Origin of the sequence: Hyphomonas adhaerens MHS-3 (assembly GCF_000685235.1) — a bacterium.
Taxonomy (GTDB): Bacteria; Pseudomonadota; Alphaproteobacteria; order Caulobacterales; family Hyphomonadaceae; genus Hyphomonas; species Hyphomonas adhaerens.
The window spans coordinates 25325-51024 of record NZ_ARYH01000003.1 but is presented as its reverse complement, the minus strand read 5'-3'; the positions used below and the strand labels follow the sequence as shown (position 1 = coordinate 51024).

20 protein-coding genes are annotated in these 25700 nt (G+C 63.3%); 9 read left to right on the top strand and 11 right to left on the bottom strand.

The genetic code is table 11. From position 1 onward, the window contains the following. Positions 1-131: 131 nt before the first annotated feature. The 3 genes from HAD_RS14515 to HAD_RS14505 all read left to right on the top strand — a co-directional run bounded on the left by HAD_RS14515 (position 132) and on the right by HAD_RS14505 (position 5767). The gene (locus HAD_RS14515) at positions 132-398 is read left to right on the top strand and encodes a DUF4212 domain-containing protein (RefSeq protein ID WP_035573031.1); all 267 of its coding nucleotides are present in this window, start codon (positions 132-134) and stop codon (positions 396-398) included. A gap of 4 nt (positions 399-402) precedes the next feature. Further along, positions 403-2169, top strand: a complete 1767-nt coding sequence (locus tag HAD_RS14510) for a sodium:solute symporter family protein (RefSeq protein WP_035573029.1) — start codon at positions 403-405, stop codon at positions 2167-2169. A 142-nt stretch (positions 2170-2311) separates the two neighbouring features. Next, positions 2312-5767, top strand: a complete 3456-nt coding sequence (locus tag HAD_RS14505) for a hybrid sensor histidine kinase/response regulator (RefSeq protein ID WP_035573027.1) — start codon at positions 2312-2314, stop codon at positions 5765-5767. A 9-nt stretch (positions 5768-5776) separates the two neighbouring features. Here HAD_RS14505 and HAD_RS14500 read toward each other — a convergent pair whose 3' ends face one another. Continuing rightward, positions 5777-6409 carry a response regulator gene (locus tag HAD_RS14500; protein ID WP_035573026.1) on the bottom strand — a complete coding sequence of 211 codons (633 nt, stop codon included), beginning with the start codon at positions 6407-6409 and terminating at the stop codon, positions 5777-5779. Positions 6410-6594: 185 nt separating this feature from the next. Here HAD_RS14500 and HAD_RS14495 point away from each other — a divergent pair, with 185 nt between their 5' ends. Both HAD_RS14495 and acs read left to right on the top strand, forming a co-directional pair. Further along, entirely contained in the window at positions 6595-7890 is a 1296-nt protein-coding gene (locus tag HAD_RS14495; RefSeq protein ID WP_035573025.1) for a DcaP family trimeric outer membrane transporter, read from the top strand. Positions 7891-7929: 39 nt separating this feature from the next. Beyond that, the gene (gene acs, locus HAD_RS14490; RefSeq protein ID WP_035573627.1) at positions 7930-9879 is read left to right on the top strand and encodes an acetate--CoA ligase; all 1950 of its coding nucleotides are present in this window, start codon (positions 7930-7932) and stop codon (positions 9877-9879) included. A 57-nt stretch (positions 9880-9936) separates the two neighbouring features. Here acs and HAD_RS14485 read toward each other — a convergent pair whose 3' ends face one another. Both HAD_RS14485 and HAD_RS14480 read right to left on the bottom strand, forming a co-directional pair. Continuing rightward, positions 9937-11547 carry a stimulus-sensing domain-containing protein gene (locus HAD_RS14485; protein ID WP_051596342.1) on the bottom strand — a complete coding sequence of 537 codons (1611 nt, stop codon included), beginning with the start codon at positions 11545-11547 and terminating at the stop codon, positions 9937-9939. Positions 11548-11571: 24 nt separating this feature from the next. Beyond that, complete coding sequence (locus tag HAD_RS14480; protein WP_035573024.1) at positions 11572-12036, bottom strand: peptidylprolyl isomerase; 465 nt, start codon at positions 12034-12036, stop codon at positions 11572-11574. 120 nt (positions 12037-12156) lie between these two features. Between HAD_RS14480 and HAD_RS14475 the strand changes: the two genes are divergently transcribed. Then, positions 12157-12627, top strand: coding sequence for a DUF3995 domain-containing protein (locus tag HAD_RS14475; RefSeq protein WP_035573622.1), 471 nt, complete (start codon positions 12157-12159; stop codon positions 12625-12627). A 3-nt stretch (positions 12628-12630) separates the two neighbouring features. Here the strand turns inward: HAD_RS14475 and HAD_RS14470 are convergent, their stop codons facing one another. The 5 genes from HAD_RS14470 to polA form a co-directional block, all read right to left on the bottom strand. Beyond that, positions 12631-13323 (bottom strand): response regulator transcription factor, encoded by a 693-nt coding sequence (locus tag HAD_RS14470; RefSeq protein WP_035573022.1) that lies wholly within the window; start codon positions 13321-13323, stop codon positions 12631-12633. Between the two features lie 182 nt (positions 13324-13505). Beyond that, entirely contained in the window at positions 13506-14144 is a 639-nt protein-coding gene (locus HAD_RS14465) for a hypothetical protein (protein WP_051596340.1), read from the bottom strand. 45 nt (positions 14145-14189) lie between these two features. Beyond that, positions 14190-15989, bottom strand: coding sequence for a dihydroxy-acid dehydratase (ilvD, locus tag HAD_RS14460; RefSeq protein ID WP_051596399.1), 1800 nt, complete (start codon positions 15987-15989; stop codon positions 14190-14192). A 147-nt stretch (positions 15990-16136) separates the two neighbouring features. Then, positions 16137-17183, bottom strand: a complete 1047-nt coding sequence (locus HAD_RS14455; RefSeq protein ID WP_035573020.1) for a PLP-dependent cysteine synthase family protein — start codon at positions 17181-17183, stop codon at positions 16137-16139. Between the two features lie 139 nt (positions 17184-17322). Further along, entirely contained in the window at positions 17323-20112 is a 2790-nt protein-coding gene (gene polA, locus HAD_RS14450; protein ID WP_035573019.1) for a DNA polymerase I, read from the bottom strand. Positions 20113-20253: 141 nt separating this feature from the next. Here polA and HAD_RS14445 point away from each other — a divergent pair, with 141 nt between their 5' ends. From HAD_RS14445 to HAD_RS14435, 3 genes are all read left to right on the top strand, one after another. Continuing rightward, entirely contained in the window at positions 20254-20682 is a 429-nt protein-coding gene (locus HAD_RS14445) for a hypothetical protein (protein WP_035573017.1), read from the top strand. A gap of 48 nt (positions 20683-20730) precedes the next feature. Continuing rightward, positions 20731-21744, top strand: a complete 1014-nt coding sequence (locus HAD_RS14440; protein ID WP_035573608.1) for an NADP-dependent oxidoreductase — start codon at positions 20731-20733, stop codon at positions 21742-21744. Positions 21745-21815: 71 nt separating this feature from the next. Beyond that, positions 21816-22220, top strand: a complete 405-nt coding sequence (locus tag HAD_RS14435; protein WP_035573016.1) for a hypothetical protein — start codon at positions 21816-21818, stop codon at positions 22218-22220. Here HAD_RS14435 and HAD_RS14430 read toward each other — a convergent pair. Genes HAD_RS14430 through HAD_RS14420 form a run of 3 tightly spaced genes read right to left on the bottom strand, consistent with a single transcriptional unit; the run spans position 22217 to position 25697 of the window. Continuing rightward, positions 22217-23701, bottom strand: a complete 1485-nt coding sequence (locus HAD_RS14430) for an SLC13 family permease (protein ID WP_035573014.1) — start codon at positions 23699-23701, stop codon at positions 22217-22219. The genes HAD_RS14435 and HAD_RS14430 overlap by 4 nt on opposite strands. Then, complete coding sequence (gene metC / locus HAD_RS14425) at positions 23698-24855, bottom strand: cystathionine beta-lyase (RefSeq protein ID WP_035573013.1); 1158 nt, start codon at positions 24853-24855, stop codon at positions 23698-23700. The genes HAD_RS14430 and metC overlap by 4 nt, the downstream gene beginning before the upstream one ends. Continuing rightward, positions 24852-25697 (bottom strand): sulfurtransferase, encoded by an 846-nt coding sequence (locus HAD_RS14420; RefSeq protein WP_035573011.1) that lies wholly within the window; start codon positions 25695-25697, stop codon positions 24852-24854. The genes metC and HAD_RS14420 overlap by 4 nt, the downstream gene beginning before the upstream one ends. Between the last annotated feature and the right edge of the window lie 3 nt (positions 25698-25700).

Genomic DNA, 25700 nt, shown 5'->3' with positions numbered 1-25700 from the left:
CTTTTACGTCAGCGTGCAATCTGCGGCTGACGCACCAAACGAAAAGAGCGGCCGCAGAAGCCGGATACGGCATTGGCCAACAAGCCCCGGCAAGGGGCCCCGGTAAGGGTCAAAGGGAGGAAACGGAAACAATGACTCATAACATCAAAGAGATTGATGCGAAGGGATACTGGCGCGACGTCATCAGGCTGACCCTCAGCCTTCTCGCCATCTGGTTCGTGGTTTCGTACGGCGCAGGCATCCTGTTCCGCAGCGTGCTCGACCAGGTCTCGATCGGCGGTGCGCCGCTTGGATTCTGGTTCGCGCAGAACGGATCCATCTACGTCTTCGTCGGACTGATCTTCTACTACTGCCGGGCGATGAACCGCCTGGAGAAGAAATACGGCGTGGAGGCCTGAGACGATGGGCGAGCAATTCTGGACCTATTTCTGGGTCATCCTGACTTTCGGGACCTATATCGGCATCGCCATCTGGGCGCGGGCCGGATCGACCGACGACTTCTATGTCGCCGGACATGACGTGCACCCCACCGTCAACGGCATGGCCACGGCGGCCGACTGGATGTCGGCGGCCTCGTTCCTGTCGATGGCGGGCCTCATTGCCTTCCTGGGCTATGGCGGCTCTGTCTACCTTATGGGCTGGACGGGCGGCTATGTTCTGCTGGCTCTGTTGCTGGCACCGTTCCTGCGGGAGTTCGGCAAGTTTACCGTGCCGGACTTTGTCGGCGACCGGTATTACTCGACCACCGCCCGCCTGATCGCGGTCGTCTGTGCCCTGTTCGTGTCGTTCACCTATATCGCCGGACAGATGAAGGGCGTGGGCGTGGCCTTTTCGGGCTTCCTCGGCGTCGAGTTCAACACCGGCATCATGGTGGGCATGGCGATCGTGTTCGTCTATGCGGTGCTCGGCGGCATGAAGGGTGTGACCTACACCCAGGTCGCACAATACTGTGTGCTGATCTTTGCCTACACGGTGCCGGCGGTCTTCATGTCGCTGATCGTCACCGGCAATCCGATCCCGCAGCTGGGCTTCATCTCCAATGTGAAGGGCGAAGACATCTCCATGCTGGAGAAGCTGAACACCGTCGTGACGGACCTCGGCTTCATGGAGTACACGCAGACCGACAAGTCCATGTTCGACGTATTCGCCATTACCGGCGCGCTGATGTTCGGCACGGCGGGTCTGCCGCACGTGATCATCCGCTTCTTCACCGTGTCGAGCGCAGGCGCTGCCCGCGTATCGGCCGGCTGGGCGCTGGTGTTCATCGCGCTGCTCTACACGACCGCTCCGGCTGTGGCCTCGCTCGCCCGTCTCAACTTCATCGATACGGTGAATGAGGCGACCTATATCGCCAGCGATGCCGATTATGACACCGAAGCGGCCGCGATCATTGCCGATGGCGGCAAGCCGATCCCGGCATGGTTCAAGGACTGGGAAAAGATCGGCCTGCTGGAAGTCACCGACAAGAATGGCGACGGCGTCGTGCAATACCGGGCAGGGGCCGACAATGAAGTCACCAAGCTCGACCGCGACATCATCGTGACGGCCAACCCGTCCATTGCAGGCCTTCCGGCCTGGGTGATCGGGCTTGTCATCGCGGGCGGCCTTGCGGCGGCCCTGTCGACGGCGGCCGGCCTCCTGATGGTGATCTCGTCGGCTGTCAGCCACGACCTTTGCCGGCGGACCTTCTTCAAGGGCATGACCGACAAGCAGGAGCTGCTGACCGCGCGGGGGGCTGCCGCAGGCGCGGTGATCCTCGCCGGGATCATGGGGATGAACACGTCCGCGCTCGGCTTTGTGGCGCAGGTGGTTGCCTTCGCCTTTGGCCTCGCGGCAGCGTCGCTGTTCCCGGTCATCGTGCTCGGCATCTTCTGGAAACGGATGAACCGCGAAGGCGCGATTGCCTCGATGCTGACCGGTCTCATCACCACCTTCTGGTACATCTACCATTTCAAGTTCGTGGATACCGATCCCTCGCACTGGTGGCTGGGCGTCTCACCGGAGGGGATCGGCTTTGTCTTCATGTTCCTGTCTCTGGCTGTCGGTGTCGGCGTGGCGCTCGTCACAGCCCCGCCGCCGCAGGACATCCAGGATCTGGTGGAAGACATCCGTGTGCCGGGAACCCGGACACCGCACGGTATCGCCGATGCGGAGATGCAGCCCGAATAGACGGAGGCAATCCACACCTCTCCCAACCTGGGCGGTCCGGCAGCACGGACCGCCCATTTTGGCATTCCGGCCCCAGACCTTGGGCGAACTTGCCAGACAGGCGCCCGGCGGGTGAAGATCAGGTCTTGAGGAGATTTCGTCCATGCCAGTCTGGCTGATCGTTGGGGCAACAGGGCTGTATGTGTTCGGCCTGTTCGCCATCGCCTGGCGGGGCGACCGGCGCGCGCTGGACCCGTCAGCGAAACGCAGCCCCTACACTTATGCCCTGGCGCTGGCGGTCTATTGTACCTCCTGGACCTTTTTCGGGGCGGTCGGCACGTCCGCCACCAGCGGGTGGGACTATCTCGCCATCTATCTCGGCCCGGCGCTGGTCTTCCTGTTCCTGCCGGACCTGATCCGTCGCATCGGCGATGTCGCCCAGCGGGAGAGTATCTCCTCGCTGTCGGACTTCCTGTCGGCCCGGTATGGCAAGAGCCGCGGGGTCGGGGCGCTGGCCGCGCTGGCGGCGGTGGCGGGCAGCCTGCCTTACATCGCCCTGCAGCTGAAATCCGTCGGCATGAGTTTTCAGGCGCTGGCCTATGGGGCGGAGAATGCGGGCACCCGGCCCGCCAGCCAGACGGTCCTCTTCACGGCACTTGCCATGGGGGTGTTCGCCATCCTTTTCGGCGCCCGCCAGTCGGATGCCACGCGCCGCAATGCCGGCCTGATGCAGGTTCTGGCGCTGGAGGCGATCATCAAGCTGGTCGCCCTGGTGGCCGTCGCGGCGCTCTCCCTGTCGCTGATCACGGCGCCGGATATCGACATTCCGGCCCAGGCGACGGCGCCGTTCGCCAATAGCGGTGTGTCCCAGCGCCTGGTTGTCATGACGATTCTGTCCATGTGCGCGATTATCTGCTTGCCGCGCCAGTTCCACGTCGCCGTGATCGAGCGGCGGGACCGGCGCGAAGTGCAGACTGCGCGCCTTGTGTTCGTCGCTTACCTGGTGCTGACCAGCGCCGTGGTCATCCCGATCACGATTGCGGGCCTGTCGACGCTTGAGGCAGGCGTGTCGCCCGACCTGTTCGTGCTGGACCTGCCGCTGGCGCGCGGTGACGGGCTGCTGGCCTTGTTCGTTTTCCTTGGCGGGTTCTCGGCAGCGACCGGCATGGTAATCGTGTCCAGCGTCGCCTTGTCCACCATGGTGACCAACGACCTGATCGTACCGGCCGTGATGCAGACCGGGCGGTTCTCCAGTCTCAGCGGCAATTCCGGTGCGCGTCTCACCATGATCCGCCGGGCCGTGATCATCGTCATCGTCCTGGGGGCCTATGGCTATTACCGGTTGGCCGGGACGGGCGAGGCGCTGGCGCAAATCGGCCTGTTGTCCTTTGCTGCGGCGGCCCAGTTCGCGCCCGCCCTGATCGGCGCGGTCTACTGGCGCAGTGGGCGGCGCGCGGGGGTCATGTGGGGGCTGGCCCTCGGCATGGGCCTGTGGGCCTACACCCTGTTCCTGCCCGCCATCCTGCAGCATGATCGGATGGCGGCGGCTGTGCCAGGCTGGCTGGACCCCTACGCCCTGTTCGGCGCGCCATTCGACGACAGCCTGATCCATGGCGTCGTGTGGAGTCTCGGCGCCAATATTGCGGCCTATGTGACCCTGTCGCTCCGGTCGCGGGAGCGTCTGCGCGACAAGGTTCAGTCATCGGTCTTCGTCGGCGATCCGGAACCCCTCGGCCACACGGAGACGGGCACGTCGGACCCGGTGGCATCGGTGACGCCGAACGGGCTGAAAACACTGGCGTCCCGCTTCCTGAACCCCGAAGCGGTTGAACACGCCTTTGCCGATTTCGAGCGCGTCTCGGGCGTTCCCGCGTCGGGTGACGGCGCAGCAGACTGGCAGCTTGTCCAGCGAACGGAGCGCTTGCTGGCCTCCGCCCTCGGGGCATCGTCGGCGCGGGTGGTGCTGGCGTCTGCCATCGGCGGCAACCAGGTGGCGCTGCGGGACGTCCTGTCCATGCTGGACCACAAGACGCAGGCCGAACGGTTCGACCGGCACATGCTGCAGTCCATGCTGGAGAATATCTCGCAGGGCATCTCCGTGGTGGACGCCGACCAGCGCCTTGTCGCCTGGAACACCGCCTATCTGGACCTGTTCCATTATCCCAATGAACTGGTCACGGTCGGCACGCCGGTGGCGAAGCTGATCGAATACAATTTTAAATCTGGCTGGATCGACGGTGACCCGGCCGAGGAGGCCCAACGCCGGGTCGCGCACATGCGGGCCGGGCACCAGCACACTTATGAACGGCGCAATCCGGACGGACGCTACCTGCGCATTGTCGGCAACCCGACGCCGGGCGGTGGCTATGTGACGACGTTCACCGACATAACCGAGGACAAGCTGCGGGAGCGTGCCCTGATTGAGGCGAACGAGACGCTGGAAACGCGGGTCCGCGAACGCACGCACGACCTTGAGGAAATGGCGCAGGATCTGGACCTTGCCCGCCGCGACGCCGAAGGGGCCAACGCCTCCAAGACGCGTTTCCTGGCGGCGGCCAGCCATGACCTGCTGCAGCCGCTGAATGCGGCGCGCCTGTTTCTCGGATCGATCCGGGCGGACGAACAGGGGCAGGGGCTGGTCTTGCGCGCCGACAAGGCCATTCAGTCAGCGGATGAACTGATCCGCGGCCTGCTGGACATTTCCCGACTTGACCATGGCAGCATCGCGCCGAAACCGGTGCAGTTGCCGGTCGGGCCCTTGCTGGAAGACTTGGTCGAGGAGGCAATGCCGATGGCCGAACAGGCCGGGATCGGCATGCGCATCGCGCCCTCCAGCCTGATGGTGGAGGCGGACCCGGACTTCCTGAAAAGCATCCTGCGCAATTTCATCTCCAATGCCCGGCGCTACACGCGCGAGGGGGCTGTGCTGGTCGGTGCGCGGCGGCGGGGGAATATGGCGCAGATCGAAGTGTGGGATACCGGCCCCGGCATTGCGGCAGACGCCCTGCCGCTGGTCTTTGAAGAATTCCGGCGCTTTGAGGATACCGACAATACGGGCATTCGCGGCGCGGGGCTCGGTCTGCCGGTGTCCAAACGCCTTGCCGACCTGATGGACGCCCCGATCCGGATCCGGTCCGTACCCGGAAAGGGCAGCGTGTTTTCCGTATCGGTGCCGCTGGCGGCGTCTTCCGGCAAACGCAAGCGCGCGGTCGCCAGAAGTGCGCCGCGCCGCACTGTCAGCCTTGAAGGGCTGCGGGTGCTGGTGGTTGATGACGAAGCGGCCATTGTCGACGGCATGACGGCGCTGCTCAGCGGCTGGGGCTGCGAGGTCCGCGGCGCCCGCACCGTCGCCGGGGCACAGGCCTGGCTGGAAGCAGAGCATTTCGATGCGATGATTGCCGACCTCAACCTGCAGGATGCCGTCGACGGGTTTGACCTGATCGCGATGAGCCGGCCGAAATTGCCGTCGCCGGGCAATGTCCTGTTGCTGACGGCAGCGGCCAATGACGCGGTGCGCACACAGGCTGAAATCGACGGCATCGCCATGCTGCGCAAACCCGCCGCACCGGACGATATCCGCCGCTTTCTCGAAGATCTGCCGCAAGGCGTCTCGGCCTGACAGCGAGCCTCAGAGGGAAATCGCTTCCTTGTAGATGAGCAGTGCCTGGGTGCGGTTGTTGGCACCCAGCTTGCGGAAGATCGCCGTCATGTGCGCCTTCACCGTGGCGACGGAAATATCCATCTCATACGCGATCTGCTTGTTCAGCAGGCCGTCATTGAGGCCGGACAGCACCTTGCGCTGGGCGGGTGTCAGATCCGCCACACGGGCGAGCAGGGCCTCCCGTCCCGCATCCGCGGCGGTATCGCTTGGCGGGAACCACTGGCCGCCGTCCAGCGCGGTGGCGAGTGCTGCGGAGAGGTCGTCCATCGACATGCTCTTGGGCAGGTAACCGGCGGCGCCGAGCGCCTTGGCGGTGCTGAACGCCTGCTGGGAATCCGTCGCCGAGACGACCACGACCGGACAACCCGGCCGGGCGGCCTGCAACCGGGTGAGCCCATCGAATTCCTGTGTATCGCCGAGTGTCAGGTCCAGCAGGATCAGATCGAAGGATTGTTCTTTCACCTTGGAAAGCGCCTCCGCCAGGCTGCTGGCGTGATGCGCGGTCGCGCCATCCGGAAACGCCGTGCCCAGCGCCGCATCGAGCGCGTCACGGAATAACGGATGATCGTCCACAATCAGGACGGTCGGAACCAGTCCCATACTGTTTGCCTCCCCGGCGCCGCGAACTTCTCGATCCACGGTCTGCGACTTGTTGGGAGAACCATACCCCGGCGGAAAGGGATGTCGAGCGTCATTAGACTTTTGTCGTAGCACCAATGGCCAATAGCGAGGTTTCCGCGCCGGAAGGATACTCCCTGCAAATAATAAGGCACGGGAGGAAACTGATGCCAAGGACAATTAGAGGTTTATTGCTGTCGGCGTCTGCCGCAGTCATGGCGCTGGCGGCAAATGCGGAGCAATCGGTCGAAGAGCGCATCGCGGCGCTGGAGGCCATGGTCGCCGACCTGAAGGCCGAGCTTGCCGCCGAAAAGACGGAAACAGATGCCGACATCGTCCGGATCGAGACAACGGCAGCAGAGGCGGCCCCCGCCGCAACTGCACCGAAGACGGACGGTTTCCTTGTCGGCGACACCACTTTGAGATTCGGCGGGATCGTTGACCTCGACGTGCACGCGACCTCCCTTAGCGATGGCAGCATCGCGTCGGGCTCCATTGCGCGGGACTTCTACATTCCGGGGGCCACGCCGGTTGGCGGGGAGGGCGCCGATTTCACGGACTTCACCGCCGAATCTTCCCGCTTCTTCTTCTCTGCGTCCAAGCCTGCGGGAGAGGACACGGTGGAGGGCTATATCGAGCTGGATTTCCTCGGTTCGGGCCAGGGCAATGAACTGGTCTCGAACTCCTACTCGCCCCGCCTGCGCCGGGCGTTCGTGAAGTATGGCAACTGGCTGGCAGGCCAGGAATGGTCGACCTTTCAGAACACATCCGCCATTCCGGAAAGTGCGAGCTTCCTGATCCTGTCGGACGGCATGGTGTTCATTCGCCAGCCTCAGATCCGGTATACGACGGGCAATTGGATGTTCGCCCTGGAGAACCCGAACACGACCACGCTGAACGCCGGGTCGCGGGATGAGAACCTGCTTCCGGACGTCGTGGCGCGGTACAATTTCAGCGGCGACTACGGCAATGTCTCCGTGGCTGGTATCGCCCGGCAGCTGCGTGCGGATTTCGGCGTATCGGAGGATGAAACCTTCGGCTACGGCGTCAGCGTGTCAGGCCGCGTCAAAGCGGGCGCGAAGGATGACATCCGCTTCAATCTCGTCGGCGGCGAAGGGATCGGGCGTTATGTCGGTCTGGCCGCCAGCCGCTCCACCGCGCTTGATCCGAACGGCAAACTGGAAGCGATCCCCAGCTATGGCGGCCTGGTCGCCTGGCGCCATCCGTTCGGCGAAACGGCGCGGTTCAATGTCGGCTATTCCGGCCTGTTCGTGGATAATCCTGACTACCTACCGGCGAATACCACGACCAGGTCTGTCCAGTCCGCTTATGGCGCCATTTTGTGGGATGTCGCCCCGAAAGTGACGGTCGGCGTGGAGCTGCTTCACGGCATTCGTGAAGTGGAATCGGGGGCAGATGGGGCGATCAGCCGCTTCACCTTCTCCACCAAATATGCATTCTGAACGACAGGACGAAATTTCATGCCCTACGAGGAAACGACAATGAGCGATCAGCCAAAAATCTACCCCGTTCCGGAGGAATTCGCGGCGAAGGCCAACCTGTCGCCGGAAAAGTACAAGGAAATGTATGAGGCCTCGATCGCGGATCCGGAGGCGTTCTGGGGAGAGCAAGGCAAGCGGCTCGACTGGATCAAGCCCTACACCACGGTGAAGGATGTCTCCTGGGAGACCGGTGACCTGCACATCCGCTGGTATGCCGATGGCGAGCTGAACGTCACCGCCAACTGCATCGACCGCCACCTCGCCACGCGCGGCGACAAGACGGCCTTTATCTGGATCGGTGATGATCCGGACGAGTGCCACAAGGTCAGCTACAAGGAGCTGCACGCCGCCGTCTGCCGCTTTGCCAACGTCCTGAAGAAGCTTGGTGTCAAGAAAGGGGATCGCGTCACCATCTACATGCCGATGATCCTGGAAGCGGCCTACGCCATGCTGGCCTGTGCCCGTATCGGGGCCGTACACTCTGTCGTGTTTGGCGGCTTCAGCCCGGAGGCGCTGGCCGGCCGGATCACGGACTGCGATTCCGGCGTCCTGATCACCGCGGATGAAGGCGTACGCGGCGGCCGCAAGGTGCCGCTCAAGGTGAACGCAGACAAGGCAGCTGACCTCTCCAACGGCACGCTGAAAACGATGCTGGTGGTCAAGCGCACCGGCGCCGACATCAACATGGTTGAAGGCCGGGACCACTGGCTGCACGAGGCGGCCGAGGATGTCTCTTCCGACTGCCCGCCGGAACCGATGAATGCCGAAGACCCGCTGTTCATCCTTTATACGTCGGGCTCCACCGGCAAGCCGAAAGGCGTGATGCACACGACGGGCGGTTACCTCGTGTGGGCCTCGATGACGCATGAATACGTGTTCGACCTGAAGGAAGACGATGTTTACTGGTGTTCGGCGGATGTCGGCTGGGTCACCGGACACTCCTATATCGTGTACGGACCTTTGGCGAACGGCACCACGACCGTGATGTTCGAGGGCATCCCGACCTATCCGGACGCCAGCCGCTTCTGGCAGGAATGCGACAAGCATGGCGTGAGCATCTTCTACACCGCACCGACCGCGATCCGCTCGCTGATGCGAGAAGGCGAAGATCCCGTGAACGCGACTTCGCGGAAATCCATCCGCCTGCTCGGCACGGTGGGCGAGCCGATCAATCCGGAAGCTTGGGAATGGTATTTCCATGTTGTGGGCGATGCGCGTTGCCCGATCGTGGACACCTGGTGGCAGACCGAGACTGGCGCGACCATGATGGTGCCGCTACCCGGCACGACGGACCTGAAGCCCGGCGCGGCCAGTCACCCATTCTTCGGCATCAAGCCGGTTCTGGTGGATGCCGACGGCACGGAATTGCCGGGTGCGACGGAGGGCAACCTCCTCATCACTGACAGCTGGCCCGGCCAGATGCGCACCGTCTATGGCGACCACCAGCGCTTCGTCGACACCTACTTCACGGCCTATCCGGGCAATTATTTTACCGGGGATGGCTGCCGCCGCGACGAGGATGGCTTCTACTGGATCACCGGCCGCGTGGACGATGTGATCAACGTGTCCGGCCACCGCATGGGCACGGCAGAAGTGGAAAGCGCGCTGGTCAGCCATGACGCCGTGGCAGAGGCCGCCGTGGTCGGCTATCCGCACGACATCAAGGGGCAGGGCATCTATGCCTATGTCACGCTGGTGCAGGGTGTGGAGCCCGATGAGGCGTTGCGCAAGAACCTCGTCCAGCACGTCCGTGCCGAGATCGGCCCGATCGCGTCACCCGACCTGATCCAGTTCTCGCCGGGCCTGCCGAAGACACGCTCCGGCAAGATCATGCGCCGCATCCTGCGCAAGATTGCCGAGAACGAATTCGCGAACCTCGGTGACACATCCACCCTGGCCGAACCGGAAGTCGTCGACGACCTGATCGAGAACCGCCAGAATAAAGGCTGACGCGGCTCTGAGCGGATAAAGAAAAGCCCCTGCATTTGCGGGGGCTTTTTTATTGCCTCAGATCGCGGGCAGGTCGACGCAGAACCGTGCCCCGCCGCCGTCTCGGTTTTCGGCCCAGACCTTGCCGCGATGGGTGGCGATGATCTGCTTCACGATTGAGAGGCCGAGGCCGGAATTGTTGCCGAAGGCGGTGCCTTTTGGGCGGTCCGTATAGAAACGGCTGAAGATGGTTTCCAGCTTGTCGGGCGGGACGCCGGGGCCGGAGTCTTCCACCTTGATGCGGGCGATGGTCTGCGGGCCATCATTGGTCTGGTCCAACGTCACTTCCACCACCGCGCCCGGCGGGGAGAAGGATCGGGCATTGTCAATCAGGTTCCGGATCACCTGGCCGAGCGGCCCTTCACGGCCCTGCACCAGCAGGCGCCCGCCCATCGTGGCGTCGTGGAAGGAGACGGTCACCGCCCCCTCATCGATGGCCAGCGAGTCATACGTGCTGACCACATCACGCACGAAGCGGGCAATGTCGATCTGCTCGTTCGGCACCCGGGTCATTTCCGCTTCGAGACGGGAGGCGTTGGAGATGTCGGTAATCAGGCGGTCGAGGCGCTTCACGTCCTGCGCGATGACACCGCGCAGCTTCCCCGTCAGCTCCGGGTTTTCCTTCACGCTCTCCAGCGTCTCGATGGCGGAGCGGATAGAGGTCAGCGGGTTTTTCAGCTCGTGCGCCACATCGGCGGCAAATTGCTCATTGGCCTGGATGCGTTCGATCAGTGCCTCGGTCATGCCCTGCATGGAGGTGGCCAGGTCGCCTATCTCATCCTTGCGGGAGGAGAGCGCGGGCACGTTGATCCGTTCCGAGGCGCCTGCGCGGATACGGTCTGCGGCCACCGCCAGGCGGCGCAGCGGCCGCGCGATGCCCAGCGTCAGCAGGACCGACGTGATGAACGCCACCAGCACCGCGACGCCGATAAAGGGGAGCAGCGCGGCCCGCTCGGCGCGGATGATCTCGTCAATGTCGCTCGATTCCAGCGTCAGCACGCCGACAACGGCGGAGACGCGCTGGATGGGCATGGAAACGGAAATGATGCGCTGGCCGCGGTCGTTGAAGCGCTGGCTGGCCGCTTCGCCGCCCTCGACGGCTGTATCGAACTCTTCTTCGAAGGTTTGTGTGCGTACGGCATCGGAAGACCGCCGCGGCATGATCGGGCCGAACACATGGGCGGCCCATTCCGACAGGTTCCGGCCCCAGCGGGCCACACGGCCGGGCTCTCGCAGCGGCGGCAGGGCGTCGATGTCCACTCGTTCGGACAGGTAAAAACTGTCGCCCACCATTTCGCCGTCGGGCAGGTAGATGCGCGCGCGCACCCGTTCAGGTAGGTTGAGGCGGACGATGGTCTGCCGGGCGGCGTCAATGTCGAGCGCCGGCTGGGGCGTCGTGGCATCATCGCCCAGCAGGCTGGTGAAGATCTGCGCCTGGGCGACAAGGTCCTGTTTTTTCGAGACGACGAACCCGGCGCGCATCTCGTTCAGGAACATCGCCCCGACGATGAGGATCGCAAGGCCGGCAAGATTGGACGCGAAAATCAGCCGCGCGATGCGGCTGCCGAACACCACCGAACCGTTCAGGCCGGCGCGCGGTGTCTTCCGTGTCTTTTCCTTACCGGCCATGCGGTTTCTTCCGGTTTGCCCTGATCAGGCGTCTGCGGCGACGCGCATCGAGACGATCTTGTCCGGATTGCGCGGCGGCTCGCCCTTGGCCAGCTCGTCGACCACGTCCATGCCTTCGGTAACCTTGCCCCAGACGGTGTATTGCCCGTTCAGGAAGGCGGCGTCGTCAAAGCAGATGAAGAACTGGCTGTTGGCCGAGTGGGGCGCCTGGGTGCGCGCCATGGAGCAGGTGCCGCGCACGTGCGGTTCCTGGTTGAACTCGGCTTTCAGGTCCGGCTTGTCGGAGCCGCCGGTGCCGGTGCCCTTCGGACAGCCGACCTGGGCCATGAAGCCCGGAATCACGCGGTGGAAGACGATGCCGTCATAGAATCCCTCGCGGGCAAGTTCCTTGATCCGCTCGACATGGCCGGGGGCCAGGTCCGGGCGCAGCTCAATCGTGACGCTGCCTTTGGAGGTTTCGAGGAGGATCGTGTTTTCAGGGTCGGCCATGGGAGTTCCTGTTTCTTGTGCTAATCTACAGACTGGCTATTGAATGAAGCCCATTGCGGCAAGCCCGCGCGGCAGGAATGTACCGGCCGGGCAGGGTTCCGCGCGACGTCTGAGGACCTCATGATCGCACCCATATTGTCGATAGTTATCGCCGGGATTCTGGCAATTACAGGCCTATTGCATGCCCTTTGGGGCATGGGCGTGACCTTTCCGGCCGCCAATGCGCAACAATTGGCCCGCATGGTCGTGGGCCGGCGCGGGATCACGAAAATGCCCTCAACGATGGCCTGCCTGTTTGTGGCGGCCAGCCTGTTTGCCTTCGCCTTTCTGGCGCTGGTGCTTGGGGGATATGTGCACGTGCCGGTGTCCAAATGGCTGCTCGCCGCAGCCGGGGCCGGGGCCGCACTGGTGTTCATGGGGCGGGGCATCCTGGGCGTGCTGCCGGCATTCGAGCAGGCGCTGCCGGAACAGCCATTCCTGTCGCTGAACCGGCGGTTCTATTCGCCGCTGATCTTCCTGATCGGGGTCGGCTTTGCCCTGCTGACCCTGGCGCTGCCCTATTGGAGCTGGCGCCTGGGCCTGCTGGGCTAGGGCCTATTCGGTGTAGCGGTAGCCAACACCGTAGAGCGTTTCGATCGCGTCGAACTCTTCCGACACTTCGCGGAACTTCTTGCGAAGCCGCTTGATGTGGCTGTCGATGGTGCGGTCGTCGACATAGATCTGGTCGTCATAGGCGGCGTCCATCAGCTGGTCGCGGCTTTTCACGTAACCCGGACGCTGGGCCAGGGCCTGCAGGATCAGGAATTCCGTCACCGTCAGGCGCACCGGATGGCCGTCCCAGTTACAGGCGTGGCGATTCGGGTCCAGGGTCAGCTTGCCGCGCACGATCGGCTTGTGATCGCCTTCCTCCGGGCCGGCCTTGCCACCGCGGGCGCGGCGCAGCACGGCCTTCACCCGCTCAGCCAGCAGGCGGTTGGAGCACGGCTTGCGCACGAAATCATCGGCGCCGATGTTGAAGCCGATCACCTCGTCGATCTCCTCGTCCTTCGACGTCAGGAAGATCACGGGCAGTTCGCTGGTCTGGCGCAGGCGGCGCAGCAGTTCCATGCCGTCCATCTTCGGCATCTTCACGTCGAGGATGGCGATGTCGGGCGGGTTCTCGGTCAGCGCGGGCAGGGCGGCCTCACCATCATGATAGGTGCGGACATCATAGCCTTCGGCCTCGAAGAACATCTTGAGAGAGGCGACGATGTTCTCGTCATCGTCCACAAGCGCGAGAGTTGTCATAGTCCGGTCCTTGTCCGCCAGTTTCGGCCCTGTGTGGGGCCTGTCAGCTGTGGAGTGAAACATGGTTCGCGTCATGGAAATAGCCTCCCTTAGGTACACTTGCAATGAAAGGCAGTGAACCGGGCGAGCGCTTGCTCACATTAAGGCGCTTTGGAGGTCAATTGCGGCAGGGCGGGGGCGGATCAGAAACCAGTCTTGCCGGTTTTGTCAGGGCAGACGAGGTCCATCTTGTAGTTCTCCCGCACCTCGGCGAGGGGGAGGCCCTCACCGCTGATGACGAGGGCGCCATGGGAGAAGACGGTTGCGTCGCAGGACGGGAGGGACACCGGCGTTGCTGCGGCTGCATTGGGCGATAGCTGGCTATCGAGCCAGTCGCTGCGTTGCACTTCGAATGTCTGTCGCCGCGGTGCCAGCGGGCGGACCACCTTTCCATAAGGCGTGTGGGTTTCGGTCAGCGTCCGGTTCATAACCGGTGTCAGGCGTGACGGGACATACCAGTTCTCTGCTTCTGACAGAGTCCGGTCGCCACACTTCAGCTTCACGTTCCGGTACAGGACTTCCGTATCCGGGGCGACCTGCAGCCGCTGCCTTTGGGCGTCGGATGGCGGCTTTGCGCTTGCCGGCGTGTGCTCAACGACAATCTGCGCAGGGCGCGCCAGCCCGTAGTCGGCGCACCACTTTTCGAGTGTCAGCGTCGCGCTTGTCGCGGCAAGCAGATCTGCGTTCACGCGTTCAAGACGCGCCGCAGCCGTCAGTGAGCCCGGCAATGTCTGGCAGGCACTGGCCGCCAGCATCACGCATATGACGGCGAGGTGGCGCATTCATTGTTTCCCTGTAAGGCTCGCTGAGTGAAGCGTTAAATCTGCCTACGGATCCAGTCGCACGGCACCCTGAGAGGCGTTCCCGACATGCGCGGCATAGACCTTCAGGGCACGGCTCACCTTGCGGGGGCGTTCCTCTGCCGGTTTCCAGGCCTTGTCGCCTTTGGCTTCCATCGCAGCACGGCGGGATGCGATTTCCTCGTCCGTCAGCTTGGCGTGGATGGTGCGGTTCGGGATGTCGATCTCGATGATGTCGCCTTCCTCGATCAGGCCGATCAGGCCGCCTTCAGCCGCTTCCGGGCTGACATGGCCGATGGAGAGACCTGACGTGCCGCCGGAGAAGCGTCCGTCGGTGATCAGGGCGCAGGCTTTGCCCAATTTCATCGATTTCAGATAGGAGGTCGGGTAGAGCATCTCCTGCATGCCGGGGCCGCCGCGCGGGCCTTCATGGCGGATGATGACGACATCGCCCGCTTTCACGCCCTTGTTCAGGATGCGCTTGCAGGCGTCTTCCTGGCTATCACAGACGACTGCGGGACCGGAGAATTTGAGGATCGAGTCGTCGACGCCGGCGGTCTTCACCACGCAGCCCTGTTCCGCGAGATTGCCGAACAGGACGGCCAGGCCGCCATCCTGCGAGAAGGCATTGTCGGCAGACCGGATGACGCCCGTTGCGCGGTCGGTGTCGAGTTCCTTGTAGCGGCGCGACTGGCTGAACGCCTCGGTCGTGCGCACACCGCCCGGCGCGGCCAGGAACAGTTCCTGCGCAGCCGGATCATTCGTGAGGGTGATGTCCCACTTGGTGATTGCGTCGCCCAATGTGTCGGAATGAATGGTGCGCACGGATGTGTCGAGCTTCCCGGCGCGGTCCAGCTCTCCCAGGATGCCGAAGATGCCACCGGCGCGGTGAACGTCTTCCATATGGACGTTGGCAACCGCCGGGGCGACCTTGCAGAGGCAGGGCGTCGAGCGGCTGAGCCGGTCGATGTCGTCCAGTGTGAAATCCACTTCGCCTTCGCGGGCGATGGCCAGCAGGTGGAGGATCGTGTTGGTGGAGCCGCCCATGGCGATGTCCAGCGTCATGGCGTTTTCGAACGCGGCCTTGGTGGCGATACCGCGTGCGGAGACGGATTTGTCGCCGTCCTCGTAATAGATCTTGGCCAGTTCCACGATGCGCTGACCCGCGCGGCGGAACAGGCCTTCGCGGTCAGCATGGGTGGCGAGCGTCGAGCCATTGCCCGGCAGGCCGAGACCCATGGCTTCGGCGAGGCAGTTCATCGAGTTCGCCGTGAACATGCCGGAGCAGGAGCCACAGGTCGGGCAGGCGGCTTCTTCATAGGCCAGCACTTCGGCGTCGGTCCGCTCAGGGTTTGCCGCTTCGATCATGGCGTCGATCAGGTCGACCGCTTTCAACTCGCCGTCGATATTGACCTTGCCAGCCTCCATCGGGCCGCCGGAGATGAAGACGACCGGGATGTCGAGGCGCAGCGCCGCCATCATCATGCCGGGGGTGATCTTGTCGCAATTGGAGATGCAGACCATCGCGTCGGCGCAATGGGCGTTGACCATGTACTCGACACTGTCGGCGATCACTTCGCGGCTCGGCAGGGAATACAGCATGCCGTCATGGCCCATCGCGATGCCGTCATCGACGGCGATCGTGTTGAATTCCTTGGCCACGCCGCCCGCCGCGACGATCTCGCCGGCGACCAGCTGGCCGAGGTCTTTCAGGTGCACATGGCCGGGCACGAACTGGGTAAAGGAGTTCACCACCGCGATAATCGGCTTTCCGAAGTCGCTGTCCTTCATGCCTGTCGCGCGCCACAGGCCGCGGGCGCCGGCCATGTTGCGGCCGTGGGTCGAAGTGCGGGAACGGTAGAGTATTGCCACTTTGTGCCTCTTTATCAGTGCTCCGGCGGGGGTTTACCCGCCGGGTCGGCGATTATCAATCATGATGACAGGGGAACGGCCAGCCCCCATCTGTTGCCGGGGTTACTGCGCGGCGGCTTTCGCCGTCTGCTGTACCGGGCCAACGAGGCGCATTCCGGCAATTACCGGCGCAAGCCGGGCACGGGCGGCTTCATAGGCCTGCTGGCCGACTGCAGGAATATAGCGGGACTGGATCTCGTCCAGGTAGCGCTCATCGCCATCGGCGCAGATGCAGGCGACCCGGCTTGGCGTGTCCTGCCGGGATAGCCAGTCCAGCGCGCCGAGGATGACGCCAACGCTGGACAGGCCAACCTTGGAAAGCTGGTGCTCGTGCAGCAGCGTGAAGGCGGCAAGCGTGGCGGCCTCGTCCATGCGGATCATGCCCGGATCGGGCTTCATCCCGGCGAAGGAAGAGCGCCGCTGGCTGCCGAAGGCGGGGATTTTCAGCTTGTCGGTGCAGCCGGACGGGCTGTCGAGGAAGGCGCAGGAGCTTTCCGGCTCGACCAGGCAGAGCTGGGTCGGGCCCGGATGGGCCTTCTTGTAATCGGCAAAGCCCCGCGACGTGCCGCCGGAAGACGAGGTCATGAACACCGCATCGAACGGCCCGGCCGCAAACAGTTCCGGCGCCGTCCAGTTCTGGTGGGCCGCCGGGTTCAGCGGGTTGGAATACTGGTCGAGGAAGACCGAGCCGTCCTTTTCGGCGATCTCGCCGGCGACCCGCATGCGGGCCGCGTTGGAGGTTTCGCCCGGCTTTGGCTCTGCAATCACGAGGCGGGCGCCGGCGCCTTTTATCTGCGCGGCGTTGTGCGCACTGATGGAAGCAGACGACACGATGGTCGCGCCGATGCCCAGCCGCTGGCAGATGCAGGCGAGCGCGTTGCCGTAATTGCCGGAGGAGGCATCGACGACGGATTTGACCGGGCCGATTTTCTCGATCGTCTTCGACAGGATGTACCAGGCGACGCGGTCTTTCACCGAGCCGAATTCGTTGCAGCGCTCTTCCTTCACCAGCAATTCATGCGTGAGATCGCCGATCCTGACCTGGTAGGCGGTCAGGGGCGTGTGGCCGATTTTGAAGGGACAGCTGGCGACGACGGTCGTAAAGGGCATAAGCCTGCCTCGGTCTGCGTTTCGCAATTCAGCATAGCTAGCAGGCCGAATCGCTCACGCAAATGTGACAACTGCGTCTTGCAACATTGCAAATTCGTATGCCTTTTCCGGCGGCAGAGGCGCCCCCTCGACGGACAGCCTAGTGCGCGTCGGCCCAGTTTGCGGCAGCGCGCGCGTCAACTTCCAGCGGAACCGACAGATCCATCTTCGGGCCAGCGGCCGATTGCATGGTCTCCTTCGCCACCTTGATCAGCTTTTCGGCTTCCTTCTCCGGACACTCGAAAATGAGTTCGTCGTGCACCTGCAGCAGCATCCGGGCTTTCAGTTTTGCCTTCGCCAGGGCCTCCGGCATGCGGATCATGGCGCGCTTGATGATGTCTGCGGCTGAGCCCTGGATGGGTGCATTGATGGCCTGACGCTCGGCAAAGGCCTTTTGCGGCCCCTTCGACTTGATCCCGGCGAGGTGCACTTTCCGGCCAAACGCCGTCTGCACAAAGCCGTGCTCTTTCGCGAAGGCCTTGGTCTCGTCCATATAGGCGCGGATGCCGGGGAAGCGCTTGAAGTAGGTCTTGATATAGTCTGCGGCTTCCGACTGGGGAATGCCCAGCTGGCGGGCGAGGCCGAACCCGGAAATGCCGTAGATGATGCCGAAATTGATCGCCTTGGCCTGGCGGCGGACCATCGGATCCATGCCCTCGATGGGCACGCCGAACATCTCGCTGGCCGTCATGGCGTGGATATCGAGGCCTTCCTTGAAGGCTGATTTCAGCGCATCGATGTCAGCCATGTGCGCCAGCACGCGCAGCTCAATCTGGCTGTAGTCGGCGCTCACCAGCACATTGCCCTTGTCGGCGATAAAGGCTTCGCGGATCTTGCGGCCTTCCTCTGTCCGCACCGGGATGTTCTGCAGGTTCGGATCCGAGGACGAGAGGCGCCCGGTCTGGGCGACGGCCATGGAGAAACTGGTGTGAACGCGGCCGGTCTCCTTGTTGATCGCGGCCTGCAGCGCTTCGGTATAGGTCGAGCGCAGCTTCGACAATGTCCGCCAGTCGACGATGGTGCGGGGCAAGTCGTGGCCCGCTGCGGCGAGGCCTTCCAGCACGTCAGCATCGGTGACCCATGCGCCGGTCTTGGTCTTCTTGCCGCCTTCGATTCCCATCTTGTCGAACAGGATCTCACCCAGCTGTTTCGGGCTGCCGATATTGAATTCCTCGCCAGCCTGTTCGTGGGCTTCCGCCTCCAGCGCGGCCATGCGCTGAGAGAAGTCGGATGACAGGCGTGAGAGCTTGTCCCGGTCCACCTTGATGCCTTCGCGCTCCATCGCGGCAAGCACCGGCACCAGCGGGCGCTCTTCGGTTTCGTAGACGGTGGTGACTTTCTCCGTGTGCAGAAGCGGCTTGAACGTCTGCCACAAACGCAGCGTCACATCGGCATCTTCAGCGGCGTAATCCGTCGCCTTGTCCAGCGCGACGCGGTCAAAGGTAACCTGGGATTTTCCGGAGCCAGCGACCTCCTTGAAGGAGAGCGGCGTGTGGCCGAGATATTTCTCCGACAACAGGTCCATGCCGTGCCCATGTTTCCCGGCATTCAGCACATAGGACAGCAGCATTGTGTCATCGACCGGCGCGACATGGATGCCGTGCTGGGCGAAGATGTTCAGGTCATACTTGATGTTCTGGCCGATCTTCAGGACGGCGTCGTTTTCCAGAAGCGGCTTCAGCGCCTTGATCGCGTCCTTCATCCGAACCTGCCGCGGCGGATCGGCGCCGAACATGTCGCCATCGCCCGCATCGTTCGGGTCAACATGGGCCAGAGGAATATAGCAGGCCTCGTTCGGTGCGAGCGCCAGGGACACGCCGACAAGATTCGCCGTGACCGAGTCGAGACTGTCCGTCTCAGTGTCGACGGCGACAAAACCCTGCTTTGCGGCGCGGTCGATCCAGTCTTCGAGTTCCTTGAAATCGCGCACGCAGGCGTATTTCGTCCGGTCGATCGGGTCTTCCGCAGGCGGAGCAGCCTCCAGCGCGCCTTCCTTCTCCATCATTTCGCGCACGCGGCGGGTGATGGTCTTGAATTCCATTTCCTCCAGGAAGCCGAGCAGGGTGTCGGGTTCCGGATCCTGCACGGCCAGGTCTTCCAGCGTGGTCTCCAGCGGGACGTCATCCTTGAGGGTCACGAGATCGCGGGAGAGGCGGATCTGGTCGGCGAAGTTGATCAGCGTCTCGCGGCGCTTGGGCTGTTTGATTTCCTCCGCGCGGGCCAGCAGCGTGTCGAGGTCGCCATATTCGCCGAGCAGCGTGGCGGCTGTCTTCACGCCGATCCCGGGGGCGCCAGGCACATTGTCCACGCTGTCGCCAGCCAGCGACTGGACATCGACCACTTTCTCCGGGCCGACGCCGAATTTTTCGAAGACTTCGTCCCGGCCCATCGTCTTGTTCTTCATCGTGTCGAGCATGACGATCTTGTCGGTGACAAGTTGCATCAGATCCTTGTCCGACGAGACGATGGTGACGCGCGCGCCCTTGGCTTCAGCCTGGCGGGCATAGGTGGCGATCAAGTCGTCGGCCTCGAAGCCCTCCATTTCGATCGCGTGTGCGGCGAAGGCCTCTGCCGCCCGGCGCACGAGCGGGAATTGCGGGCGCAGCTCTTCTGGCGGCTCATCGCGGTTGGCCTTGTACTGGTCGTACAGCTCGTTGCGGAATGTGTGGGATGAGGCGTCGAAGATACAGGCGAAATGGGTCGGGCGGTCATCGCCTTTCAAATCTTCCAGCAGCTTGAACAACATGTTGCAGAACCCGCTGACCGCACCGATTGGCAGGCCATCCGATGCGCGCGTCAGCGGCGGCAATGCGTGGAACGCCCGGAAGATGTAGGCGCTGGCATCGACCAGGTAGAGGTGGCTGTCCTTGGTGATGGGGGCGGTGGCCATGGGCGAAAATCCTTTGCTGCCCGATGGTTTAGCCGCCAGAGCGGGGCGCGTCACCCGCCCGTAAACCGGGAAAGGATTCTGCTTGTGGAATGCGTTACCTTAGGTAAGCTTTGCGGGCATAAAGGCTGGGGAGGGCAATTTATGAGCCAACCAACACTCAAGACGCCATGGCATGTGTGGGTCGTCGGCGGCCTGAGCCTGCTGTGGAATGCGTTCGGCTGTTACGACTTCAGCATGACGGCCACCAACAATGCCGCCTATCTGGAGCCATATCCGCAGGAACTTCGCGACTATTGGCTGAATATGCCGGTCTGGGTCTGGGCGATCTGGGCCATCGGCGTTTTCGGCAGCCTTTTGGGCAGCATTGCTTTGTTGTTGCGCCGGAAATTCGCTTATCCGCTGTTCGCCGCATCCTTTCTGGCCGCGCTCATCAGCATGGGCCGGAGCCTGACCGACAAGGACGCACCGACCATGGAAGGCCAGATGATGATGTCACTGGTCATTCTCGCGATCATTGCGCTGCTGGCCCTCTATGCCCGGTGGTTGTCGCACCGGGATGTCTTGCGCTGACGCCGCAAGGCTCTAGCCTTTCCCAAAAGGGAGAGACAGATGAGCGAGATGAACCAGACTTGGGTGCTGCGCCAGCGGCCGGTAGGCGATATCAAGGAAGGCGATCTTGATCTCGTCGAGACACCGCTTGAGCCGTTGAAAGACGGCGAGGTGCGGGCGAAGACGGTCTATCTCTCGCTCGACCCGACAAACCGGATCTGGATGAGCGACGTCGACGCCTACCTGCCGCCGGTCGGCATTGGCGATGCGATGCGGGGTGGTGGCCTCGCCGTGGTGGTGGAAAGCAAGCATGACGGCTTCCAGCAGGGCGATGTCGTGAACACCGGCCTCGGGACCTGGACCATGTATCCCACGCTGCAGGGCGAGGGCCTGGCCAAGCTGCCGATTCTTCCGGGTGTGCCGTTGACGGCCTATATGGGCCCGCTGGGCGCCACAGGCATGACGGCCTATTTCGGCCTGATGGATATCGGCAAGCCGCAGGCGGGCGAGACGGTGGTTGTCTCCGCCGCGGCTGGGGCGGTCGGCTCCATGGTGGGCCAGATTGCGAAGATTCAAGGCTGCCGCGCCGTCGGCATCGCGGGCAGTGACGACAAGTGCAAATGGCTGACAGAGACGGCCGGGTTCGATGCCGCCATCAACTACAAGACCGAAGATGTCGGCGCCGCCCTGGACAAGCACTGCCCGGACGGGATCGATGTCAATTTCGAGAATGTTGGTGGGCAGATCATGGATGAAGTGATCGCGCGCCTGAACGACTTCTCGCGCATGCCGCTCTGCGGCCTGATCAGCACCTACAACGCGACCGATCCTGTGCCGGGCCCTTACAATTTCTCGAACCTGCTGATGCGGCGGACGTTGATGAAGGGCTTCATCGTGATCGACTATTTCCCGCGCTTCCCCGAAGGCATCCAGCAGATGGCCCAATGGCTGATGGAAGGGAAACTGAAGTTCGAGACGGATGTGGTGAAGGGTTTCGAGAATGCCCCGTCCAGCCTGTCACGGCTCTTCGAGGGCAAGAATCTCGGCAAACTTGTCGTTGAATGCAGCCCGCCGCCAGCCTGATTGCGTTGCCGTTCATCCCTCGTTCAATTACAATACGTTGATATTGCAAGCGAATTGGCTGGGAGGGTGACATGATGCACGCAAGGCGGCTGAAACGGGCCGGTGCGGCCCTCGCCGGGACGGGGCTGATTGTCCTGGCGGGCTGCACCAGCGAAGACATGGCGATGTTTGCCGATGCAATGGCGGAGGCCTCCGATGAAATGGCCGTCACGCTGACATCCGTGCCCAGCTATGGCTGCGACTATAATATCGACGGTTACCTGGTCTGCGACGACACAGGCGACGGCTTCGCTGACCGGTATGGCGACACTTATGATGTCGCCCCGGTAGCTTATGTGCCGGTGACACCGCCTGTGCGGGTGAACGGATATGGCGAAGCCTACCAGTATGATGGCGGCTGTGATTGCTGGCTGCGTGAGCCGTCACTGGATGAAGCGCCACCGCACCGCGGCCATGATCATCACCGGGACGATTAGAGGACCATCGGGGCTATCCAGAAGCCGACGATCGTGATGATCACAACGCCCATCAGGTTGATGCGGAAGCCTTGCCGGATCATCTCGCTGATCGGCACTTTTCCCGTCGCATAGATCACCGCATTCGGCGCGGTTGCCACCGGCAGCATGAAGGCGCAGCTGGCGGCAACGGCGGCCGGAGCGAACAGGGACTGCGGCGCTGCGCCCACGGCAACGGCCAGCGAGCCGATGATGGGCGACAGGGTCGTCATGGTCGCGACGTTCGATGTCACTTCGGTGAGGAAGATGACCAGCAGGACCATGATGCCCACGATCAGTATTGGCGGGAAGACGCTCAGCATCTCCATTTGCGTGCCGATCCAGTCTGACAGGCCCGTCGCATGCATGGCCTTGCCGAGTGAAATGCCGCCGCCGAACAGGATGATCACACCCCATGGCAGTTTGACCGCTTCGTCCCACGTCATCAGGGCGCGGCGTTCCTCAGTCCCTGCGGGCACGAGGAAGACGAGCACGGCGCCGAACAGGGCGATCATCATGTCCGTCTGTCCGCCATAGGCTTCCAGCAGGGGGTAGCCCATGGAGGTCAGCAGCTTGGTCGCGGGCAGGCGCAGCACCCACATCGATGCGATGATGCCAAACACGATGGCGATGCGTTGCTCCGGCGTCTTGATCGGGCCGAGCTCAAGCAGGTCGTGGTGCACCGAGGCCGCCATCGACTCCCCGTGCTGGTATTTTGGCAGGCCGCGGGTCACGGCCCACCAGGCAGCTGGGATGAGGAGTGTGGCCGTCGGGATGCCAAACGTCATCCACTGGCCGAAGCCGATACCTTCGCCCGTCTCCTCCTGCAGCCATTTCAGGGCGATCAGATTGGTGGGCGTTCCGATGGGCGTCGCCACACCGCCAATGGAAGCCGAATAGCAGACGCCGAGCAGGATGGCGGTGGTGAACTTGCCTTCCTTGTCCTGCAGCGCTGCGGCCGCTGAAATGGCGATGGGCACCATCATCAGCGACGTCGCCGTATTCGAGATCCACATCGACAGCACGGCGGTGGCCAGCATGAAGCCGAAGATCAGGGCCTTGGGCGAGGTCCCCACGCGATCGACGATGTTGAGGGCGATGCGCTTGTGCAGGTGCCAGCGCTCAACCCCCAATGCGATGACGAACCCGCCGAGCAGCAGGAGGACGATCGGATCCATATAGCTACCGCTGATGGCGCGGGGCGACAGGGCTGCCACACCAATGGCATCGGCGTGCTCGCCATGGCCAATGATCGCCGCGCCAAATGGCAGCACGATCAGTGGCAGCAGCGAGGTCGCGGGGATCGGGATCGCTTCGGTCGCCCACCAGGTTGCCATCAGGACGAGCAGGCAGGCTGTGAGCCAGGCGGGCCAGGCCAGGCCAGCGGGCGGCCCCGTGAGAAGCATCAGTGCCGGAAGAGCAATCCCGAGGATGAGGCCGATCGTCCGGTGCGAGAGCGTCATGCAGGGCCTTTCAGGGCGGCGAAGGCGGAGTCGAGCTCTGCCTTGAGGTCTGAGACGGCCTCCAGGCCGACATGGATACGAAGCAGCGGACCTGCGCGGGATGCGGTCCAGCTGTCCTTGGAACGAGTCAGTTGGTGGTCACATGGAATGAGCAGGCTTTCATAGCCGCCCCATGAAAAACCCATGCCAAACAAGTGCAAAGCGCCCAAAAAACGATCCATCCCGCCTTCGGGGATGGCATTCAGGACGACACCGAAAAGGCCGCTGGAGCCTGAAAAATCCCGTTTCCACAGGGCGTGGTCCGGGCTGGAGGGCAGGGCTGGGTGCAGCACCTCGGAGACTTCCGGCCGGTCTGCCAGCCAGTTTGCCAGCTCTAACGCTGCAGCTTCGTGGGCCCTGAGGCGGGTGTGCAGGGTGCGCATGCCACGCAAGCAGAGATACGCATCATCCGGCGCAAGGCTGATCCCGAAATCCTCCGATGCCATGCCGATACGATTGTAGAGCCGCTCGTCCGACGTGATCACCGCGCCGCCGAAGCCGTCTGCATGGCCGACGATGTATTTCGTCATCGCCTGGACAACGATATCCGCGCCGAGATCCAGCGGATTCAGAAAGTAACCGGCGCCCCACGTATTGTCGGCAATGGTTGTGACACCGCGTTCGCGGGCAATGGCCGTGATCGCCGGAATGTCTGAAACCTCGAAGGTGAGGGAGCCTGGCGACTCCATGAAGATCGCCTGCGTCTCCGGCCGGATCAGGTCTGCGATCCCTGCGCCGATGCGTGGATCGTAGCGCGATGCCGATACGCCCATATATTTCAGGCGTCGTTCGCAAAAGCGCGCCGTCGGGCCATAGGCACTGTCAGGGATCAGGATGTGCCCGCCGGACTCCACACAGGACGCGATGGCCAGCGCGCAGGCCTGCAGCCCGTTGGACGCAAGGCGTACATGGCTCCCGCCTTCGAGTTCGCAGAGCGCTGCTTCCAGTTCGCGGTGCACCGACAGGCCCATGCGGCCATAGCCGGGCTTGGAATCGTAGAGTGCTTTCTCCGTTTTGAAGAGGACCGTGGAGGCGCGCTCCACCGGCGGGTTCACTGTGACGGTGCCGAGACGCGCGCCGCGTGTATGGATGATCCGCGTTTCAGGCCGTTTCATGCTGCGCCTGTCGCTACCGGGCGGGCGGGGTCGGAGGCCCATTCGGTCCATGACCCATCATAGACAGCGACGTCCCAGTTGCCGAGCCGGGCAAAGCCAAGCGCGAGGATGGCCGCCGTAACGCCGGAGCCGCAGGTCGTGATGGTCGGTGCCCGATGGTTCGGCAGCAGGTCCTGAAGCTCGCTGACCGTTTTCAGCGTGCCGTCGGGGTTGATCAGATCGGCGGACGGCGCGTTGACGCTGCCCGGGATATGGCCGGAAGGGAGGCCTTCGCGCGGCTCCGGAGCTTCAGCGGTGAAGCGGCCGGTGGCGCGGGCGTCCACGATGGTGTGCGAGCCGCTTTCAGAGGCGGCCGCGACCTGAGCGGTGTCCTTCAACAGGTCGCTGCGCACGCGAGCGGTAAAGTGACGCTCCACGGCGACCGGCGGCATGTCTTCAAGCTCGCCGCCCTCGGCCTTCCAAGCAGCGAGGCCGCCATCGAGCACTTTCACGTCATCATGGCCCATGACGCGCAGCATCCACCAGACCCGGGCGGCGGCACAGAAATTGTTGTTGTCATAGACAATCACCCGGTTCCCGTCGCCGATGCCCAGCTTGCGCACCCGGGATGAAAACATGATCGGATCGGGCAACATGTGCGGCAGGTCTGTCCCGCCGGCCTTGATGGCGTCGATATCGAAATGGACCGCGCCGGGAATGTGCGCCTCGGCCCAGTCTTCACGGCCGGTCTTTTCGGCCTTGAGGAACGGGGCGTAATACGTTGCGTCAACAACCCGGATGTCGGGCGCGTTGAGATTCTGCTTCAGCCAGCCTGCGGTGACGAGGGGGTCGCCCGTTTCCATTCC